The sequence below is a fragment of the Vulcanococcus sp. genome (assembly GCF_044369115.1).
GTDB lineage: Bacteria > Cyanobacteriota > Cyanobacteriia > PCC-6307 > Cyanobiaceae > Vulcanococcus.
Window position 1 is genome coordinate 1 of record NZ_JBIPMN010000259.1, and the last position, 3,753, is coordinate 3,753.

The 3,753-nt window shown below is 59.3% G+C and carries 3 protein-coding genes; 2 read left to right on the forward strand and 1 reads right to left on the reverse strand.

Annotation, left to right across the window (positions count from 1 at the left end; all coding sequences use genetic code 11):
* Positions 1-183: 183 nt before the first annotated feature.
* Together ACIQ2E_RS14170 and ACIQ2E_RS14175 are read left to right on the forward strand one after the other, a co-directional pair.
* Complete coding sequence (locus tag ACIQ2E_RS14170) at positions 184-1,548, forward strand: DUF1501 domain-containing protein (RefSeq protein ID WP_398331926.1); 1,365 nt, start codon at positions 184-186, stop codon at positions 1,546-1,548.
* Between the two features lie 7 nt (positions 1,549-1,555).
* Complete coding sequence (locus ACIQ2E_RS14175; protein WP_398331929.1) at positions 1,556-3,646, forward strand: M10 family metallopeptidase; 2,091 nt, start codon at positions 1,556-1,558, stop codon at positions 3,644-3,646.
* Positions 3,647-3,652: 6 nt separating this feature from the next.
* Here ACIQ2E_RS14175 and ACIQ2E_RS14180 read toward each other — a convergent pair whose 3' ends face one another.
* Positions 3,653-3,745 carry a sigma factor-like helix-turn-helix DNA-binding protein gene (locus ACIQ2E_RS14180; protein ID WP_398331932.1) on the reverse strand — a complete coding sequence of 31 codons (93 nt, stop codon included), beginning with the start codon at positions 3,743-3,745 and terminating at the stop codon, positions 3,653-3,655.
* Positions 3,746-3,753: the final 8 nt, after the last annotated feature.

A 3,753-nucleotide genomic window follows, 5' to 3' on the forward strand; every position in this document is an offset into this window, starting at 1 on the left:
GGGCAGTTCCGACGCAGAGTTGCTCGAACTGATCAACCAACGGTTCTTCAGAGGCGCAATGACGCCAACCACACGTCGGGCATTGAGCGAGTCGGTACCGACTTGGCAACGCGACACCCCACTTCGTTTGACAGGCGCGCTCCTACAAAGCGCGATGATTACGCCTGCATTTGGAGCTGCACGATGATCTTCTCTCGTCGTCAACTGTTGACGCGCGCTGGCCTGGCCGCCCTCGGAGGGCTGACGTCCTCGATCATGCCCTTGAGCAGCGTACAGGCAGCCGACTTCAAAGCGGTGGTGGTGGTTTTTCTGTCGGGTGGCCATGATGGAAACAACATCCTGATCCCCACCAACGCGGCCTACAGCGACTATCAGAGGTCCAGGCCAGTGCTTGCGCAGCCAAAGGACGCTCTGGTGCCTCTGTCGGGTACTCACATGAGCCATACGTTTGGCCTTGCCCCTGCAGCTCGCGCATTTGCGGAATTGTTTGAGGCCAAGCGCCTTGCCGTTGTGGCCAATGTGGGTGCGCTGGTGCAGCCGACAACCATCGCCCAAATCCGGAACAACACCGCAAAGCTTCCCCCGTTCCTGGGCTCGCACACAGAACAAGAGCAATGGACGCAAGGCTGGATGGGGGCGGAGGACTTGAGTGGATGGGGTGGCCGCCTGATGGACCAATTCGCCCCCGAACTCCGCAGCAAACAACCCTTGGTGGCATTGGCGCGGGACTATACGGCCGTCATTGGCAACTCTACCCCTTTGAGCCTGGCCGACAGCAATGGAAGCTCCAACTGGGGCGCCGCTTCGGTTGATGACCCCAACAACCTGGTGACACAGCGCCTGATCGCGCTCAGCCGACTCCAATCGGCGAACGCTTACGAGGCTGAGGTGTCTCGTAGCCTGCGGTCGGCCTATTTGGACTCTGTCGAGTTTGCACGTGGCAAGACGATGGGCCCCAAGCCGACCGGTAACTTTGTTAATGTTGCCTTCTCAAGCGTGGCACGCGACCTTGAGTTTGTTGCTCGACACATCCCGTACAGCAAATCGACTGGTGCGCGCCGACAGATCTATCTCATCCAAGATGGTGGTTATGACACGCACACCGGGCAGCTGGACACCAGCGAAACAAACCCCGGCTTGGACCTGCGGTTTCAGGCGGTCGCAAGAAGCGTGTCCGCCCTGGACAAGTCACTGATCGATGCGGGGCTGGATGGCCAGGTACTGACCGTCGTGATGAGTGAGTTTGGCAGAACGCTCGACCCAGCCGCAGGCGCCGGCTCGGACCATGCCTGGGGGAACCATTGGTTTGTGGTCGGTGGGGCGATTCGTGGTGGTGTCGTATACGGCAACAGCTTCCCAACCTTGGTCACGGGCGGCGTTGACGACGCCTTCGACTGGAAGCCGCAACGTGGCCAATGGATTCCCCAGTTCTCCTCAGACCAGTTCATGGCTGACATAGCCCGTTGGATGGGATTGAGTGCTGCCCAAGTGACGGCCGCCATGCCGAACCTGGCGAACTTCAGTAAGCAAACCATCGGCTATCTGTGAGTACGGCATGGCAAATCTAAAGGGAACCAGCGGTCGGGACGTTTTTGTCATTACTGGACCGGACTACTACGACGCTCTCGAAGGGGATGACGAAGTCACCATCAAGGCCGAGTGGGGCACGGCTCAAGGCGGCCCTGGCAACGACCTGATCATCGTTGACCCCTCGATAAGACCGCAGAACGCAACCGTTCACTACTGGTCCTCCAACAGGGCCATCCTGGTTGACTTGGAACAGGGTTACGCCCTGGATGGCTTTGGTGGCCGTGACACCCTCATCAACGTGCGCAACGTCCACGGTTTCAAACAACCGGGCGACCAAGGTTTTGGTTCAAAGGACGCCGATTACTTCTGGCTAGGCCCCTGGAAGAACCAAAGGTCCGGCTTGATCACCATTGACGGCAGGGGCGGCTCTGACAGTGTGACCATCAGTTGGCACAGCGCTGACCCCGACTACGGACAGCTTATTGTCACAGCCAGTCCTGACAAACGATTGATTCGTGCGTGGCACGAAAAGACGCCAGGGTTCGTCTACGAATTGCGCAACATCGAGGTACTCGGTGTTTACGACAACTCGACGAATCGCTCGTACTTGATCGACTTGGATAGCCGAGTGTCCTACGCTGACGCTGGCCAACAGATATTGCTCAGGGGCGCTGCAGGCTGGCAACTCAACTCTCCAGGGGCCACCCAAACCATCTCATTCGGGTTCCTGACAGAGCGCCCCGCCTCAGGCGCTGAAGGAGGGGCGGGCTTCAATGCGTTCAGTGCCGATCAGCAACAGGCTGTTCGAGCCATTTTGACCAAGCTCTCGTCGCAGGTTGGAATCAATTTTGTGGAGACCGCTGGCGCACAGGCCGAAATGCGTTTTGGTATCAATCAGCAAAGTGACACCCGGGGCTATTCTTTCTTGCCGGACTTTTTCAGAGGCGATCAGAAGGCAGGAGACGTCTGGCTGGATGTGGAAACCGCGACGCTCCTCAAGCCCGGACAAGAGGGCTACTTCGTGCTGTTGCACGAGATTGGCCACGCCTTGGGCCTGCAGCATCCCTTGGGAGAGTCTGACACCTCAGGCGCTACGGTTCTGCTGAAGAGCCTTTGGACGCTGACCAATACCATCATGATCCAAGACCCCGACCCCCTGGTTTCGGGCACCTGGCCTTCGTGGTTCGGCGGTTTTGATATCTCCGCCCTGCGGTACCTCTATGGCAAACGCTCGGCCGCAGTCGGTGATGACCGCTACACCCTGGCCAGCATTCGGGATGCAAACGGTTTGTTGTCGATCGTCGACGATGGGGGCGTGGATTGGCTTGATGCGTCGGCCTCGACGATGGCCGTCACCATCGATTTGCGTGCGGGCAAGAGCAGTTCAATCGGCGCAGGGGTGGACGGAACGCCCTACCGAGATAACGTGACGATTTGTGTGGGTGTGGAGATTGAGAACGCAGTCGGCTCCAAGGGGGACGACCTCTTGATCGGAAATGACCTCCCCAACACCATCCGGAGTTTTGGCGGGAACGATGTCATTGACGGATTGGGTGGACTGGACGTGGTGGTCCTGCAGGGCAAGCGCAGTGCATGGGCTCTGGACAAACCCTGGGAAGCTGCTCGATTTGCCGTGGCCTCCGATGGAACTGCCGGGTCAGTCGAGATGCTCAACGTCGAGCGAATTCGGTTCGATGACTCGACAGTTGCGTTTGACCTGGGCAAAGCTGATACGGCCGGTCAGGCCATGTTGCTGATCGGTGCCGTGATTGGCCGGGAAGCCATGCTGACCAAGCAGGCCCTGATGGGGCAGGTGATCGGATTTCTCGACGGTGGCTTCACCCTGCAACAGCTGGCCGGTGCGGTGATGCGCCTACCCATCTGGGGTGGTGTCTTGACACCAACCGATAGCCCGCAGGACATCGCCAGGCATCTGCTGCGGCAGACCTCTGGCCGGGAGCCTACCGCTGCGGAAGTTGCAACCGCGGCGTCCGCGATATCCTCCCAGCCACAGGGCAGCTACTTGGCTTCCGTGGCCTTGGGGGAGGCCAACATTGCCCAGGTCAATTTGGTTGGCCTGTCGTCTACTGGCTTCGAATACCCAAACGCCGGTTAAGGCCGCTCAAGCCACTTCGAGCGCCTTGCGCATCTTCTTCAGCGCCGCCACCTCGATCTGGCGAATCCGCTCGGCGCTCACACCGTATTCGGCGGCCAGTTCGTGCA